This window comes from Aeromonas sp. ZOR0002, from assembly GCF_963866995.1.
Lineage (GTDB): Bacteria > Pseudomonadota > Gammaproteobacteria > Enterobacterales > Aeromonadaceae > Aeromonas > Aeromonas caviae.
Genome location: NZ_CAWMFQ010000376.1, coordinates 21599 through 24996, shown reverse-complemented (window position 1 = coordinate 24996; position 3398 = coordinate 21599). Strand labels below are relative to the sequence as shown.

5 protein-coding genes are annotated in these 3398 nt (G+C 65.2%); 4 read left to right on the top strand and 1 reads right to left on the bottom strand.

The annotated features are described in order from the left end of the window. A partial coding sequence (locus tag AACR77_RS20280; RefSeq protein ID WP_042880225.1) for a hypothetical protein occupies positions 1-385 on the top strand: 385 nt, incomplete at its 5' end. Positions 386-713: 328 nt separating this feature from the next. After that, positions 714-1604 (top strand): sensor domain-containing diguanylate cyclase, encoded by an 891-nt coding sequence (locus AACR77_RS20275; RefSeq protein ID WP_041214332.1) that lies wholly within the window; start codon positions 714-716, stop codon positions 1602-1604. Between the two features lie 63 nt (positions 1605-1667). On the opposite strand, the gene AACR77_RS20270 is transcribed toward AACR77_RS20275, so the two are convergent. Further along, on the bottom strand, positions 1668-2306 hold the full coding sequence (locus AACR77_RS20270; protein ID WP_010672675.1) for an exopolysaccharide biosynthesis protein: 639 nt from the start codon (positions 2304-2306) through the stop codon (positions 1668-1670). A 201-nt stretch (positions 2307-2507) separates the two neighbouring features. Here AACR77_RS20270 and AACR77_RS20265 point away from each other — a divergent pair, with 201 nt between their 5' ends. Continuing rightward, positions 2508-3122, top strand: coding sequence for an outer membrane beta-barrel protein (locus AACR77_RS20265; protein ID WP_042880222.1), 615 nt, complete (start codon positions 2508-2510; stop codon positions 3120-3122). A gap of 45 nt (positions 3123-3167) precedes the next feature. Continuing rightward, on the top strand, positions 3168-3398 hold a 231-nt coding region (locus AACR77_RS20260), incomplete at its 3' end, for a GNAT family N-acetyltransferase (protein ID WP_042880220.1).

Genomic DNA, 3398 nt, shown 5'->3' with positions numbered 1-3398 from the left:
GGCCGATGACTTCCTGAAGGCTGCCGATGTGCAGGCGCTGGCGGGCAGCAGCCCGGTACTGCTGCTGATGGCGCCCCAGAACGGTACAGGTGAGCCCTTCAGCACCCAGCCCCTGGCGGTGGCCATGATCCAGCGCATTCAGGCCAATAGCGGCTTTCGTTTCGCAGACCCGGGCCAGGTGGCGGCCATCACGGGTCAGCTCGAATACCAGCAGGGGGGCATGAACCCCGCCTCCCTGGTGCGTCTGGGTCGCCAGACCGGGGCGGGTTACATGCTCTACGGGGATCTCCTCTCTGAAGGGGGCCGCTACCGGCTCGCCATGAGCCTGATGGATCTCAAGAGCGGCGAACTGCTCTGGAACGCCAGTCGATCCGCTGCCCGCTGATGTCGGCTCGCCGGATCCCTCTTGACCGGGATCCGGCCCTGCCCCCCTTGTCCGGGGGCGGGAATACCCCTGTGGCGCCCCTGACGTCACAGGGGTTGGCATGTCGCACTGCCTGAAGGCAAAAAAACCTTCCTGACTGTCTGACAACCCTGGTTCTGACAGCATCCCCGATTGCTACCATTCACTTTGCCGGAGGCTTGTCCGGTGGGCACGTCACCGACCGCATCCTTCCCGCCCGGCAGGCAGCTTTCTGCCCCTGTGCGATACTCCATGAGTCTTGTATAACAGGAGTACAGGGACCCACTCCCACGGATAGCAAGGAGCTCGGATGGCGCTCTCAGTGGCACAACTCTACGAAGTGATGGCCCAGTTGCCGGATCCCGTTTTCATCCTCAGCGAAGATGGCTACTACATCGAGTACATCGGCGGGATGGAGCAGCAGTCCTACCAGAACGGCAACCCGCTGATCGGCAGACAACTGCTGGACGTGCTGCCCGAGGACAAGGCGCAGTGGGTGATGGCGCAGGTGGCTCAGGCCCTCGCCAGCGGCCAGGTGCAGGTGGTGGAGTATGACCTCTCCCCCGCCGAGGTGGACGGCATCGACGCTGACGCCGGGCCCCAGGGAATGCAGCGTTTCGAGGGCAAGATAGCGCCCTTGCCCTCTTTATATGAGGGGAAGCGGGCGGTGGCCTGGATGACCCGCAGCATCACCCGCCAGCACGAGCTGCAACAGCGGCTCAAGCGGCTCGGGGAGACGGATCAGCTCACCGGCCTCTACAACCGCCACTTCTTCTTCGACCAGTATCACCATAAGGTGCAGGGGCAGCATCTCACCGGCCTCATCATGCTGGATCTCGATCACTTCAAGCAGATCAACGATCGCTTCGGCCACCAGACCGGTGACAAGGTCCTGTGCCGGGTCTGCGAGTGCGTCTCCGCCCAGTTGCGGGGGGAGGATCTCTTCGTGCGCAGCGGTGGCGAGGAGTTTCTGATCCTGCTGCCGCAGATCGACGAGGGGATATTGCTGAAGGTGGCGGAGCGGATCCGCGCCGCAGTGGCGGCCATGGCGCCGGATCCCGCCCCCGTGACCGTGAGTCTGGGCACCACCCTGATCCGGCCGGGAGAGGATCTTGGCACCGTGCTGGCCCGGGCGGACGAGTGGCTCTATCGGGCCAAGCGGGGCGGGCGCAACCGGGTGGCCCACGATGGGGCGCCCTGAGGGGCGCAGTGAACAGGAAAGAGGGCGACCCGGGGTCGCCCTCTTTCATTTGGCCGGGCCAGATCAGCCGAACAGGGTCGAGATATTCTGCCCCGCCATCAGCAGGCCGATGGCCAGGGCGCTGAACCAGACCAGGGTGGCGGCGACCAGAGCATAGCCGAGGGCGACGAAGAGACCGTCCCGCTGCAACATGCCGATGGCCAGCAGCAGGATGGCCCAGGCGGGCATGGCGTTGGTGAAGGGAATGGCGCCGAGCGGCAGCATCAGCAGCAGGGCGGCCAGCATGATGAGCAGGCCGTTGCAGCGGTTGATGGTCACGCTGCCGGTCAGGATGAGCAGGCGCGGGCGGATGAAGCGGTCGATGCGGGCCAGCAGATCCGCCCCCTTGTGCAGGGTCGGCTTGAGGTGCTCGGCGGCGAAGCGGCGCTCCATCAGGAAGGCGGGCAGCCAGGGCACCCGGTTGAGGGTAATGCCGATGCCGATGAAGAGGATCAGCAGGCCAAAGGGGGTGCTGACGCCGGGAATGGAAACCGGCAGCAGGAAGGGAACCGTGAGCAGCACGCAAAACAGCAGCATGCCCTGCTCGCCCACCAGGGCCAGCATCTGGCGCAGGCTGATGTGGCTCTCCTCGATGGCGTGGGCGGTGGCCCTCAGGGTATCGGAGAGCGTGCTTTGGGGGTCGTTGAGTTGCGCGGCAACCATTCCTGAGATCCTCGTTTGTTGATGCCACCGCTGTGGCGCCGCCAGCTTACGGGGCCGAGGTTAATCCCGGATGAATAACCCCGGGGAGCACAGATTTTTCCATCGGGAGCGGGGCAATGAGGCTTGTACAGCGCCTGTCCAGTGTGGGAGACGGGCGCTCTGATATGCTTTGCGCAGGTCTTTTCACCAAAGGATGAGCACATGAGAGGAGCGATGGGGATGGTGCCTGGGCTGCTGCTGCCCCTGGCGGGCTGGGCAGCCGAGCCCCCGGCGACGGGCTGGCAGCTGACTCCCTTTGCGGGATACAGCTCGGCCATCGACTTTCGGGCCATGGACGAGCCGGCCCCCACGCCGCACGGGAGCGACATCGACACCCTGCAAGGGGAGCGCTCCGGCAGCTGGGGGCTCTTCATCAGCAGGGAGGTGGATGACCCCGGCATGGTGGAACTGCTCTACAGCCACCAGTCGACCCGGATGTCCCCCGAACTGCCCGACAGGCTGACGGTGGACACCCTGCAGTTTGCCGGGGCCCTGACCCTTTCTGACCACCTGATGGCCCCCTATATCGGTGCCGGGATAGGGGTCACCCGCTTCGATGCCTACGACAGCGAGACGGCCCCTTCCATGTCCCTGGCCCTCGGGGTGCAGCCGCGCCTGACCGAACATCTGGCTGTGCGGGCCGAGGTGCGCGGTTATGGTGCCCTGGTCAACGACGACAGCCAGTTTCTCTGCAACCCCGAGATCTGCGCCTTTCGGGTGCGAGGGGAGCTGATCACCCAGTGGCAGGCCAATATCGGCTTGACCCTGAGGTTCTGAGCCTCATGATGGGACTCCTTTGACCAGACAAGGCGATACGACTCCGTGCCATCCCTGCCCCGTGAACTGCCCGTACTGCTGACCCCAAGGGGGCGACTGCGCCCCTTCGATGGGCGGGATGCTGCCGATCTCTTCGCCATCTACGGGGATCCCCTGGTGATGCGCTTCGTCGGGGAGCCGCCGTTTCCCTCCCTTGCCACCGTGTCGCAGATGCTGGCTAGCGTCGAGCGGTTGCTGGCTGGCGGCGAGTCGCTGGAGTGGGGGCTGGTGTTACGC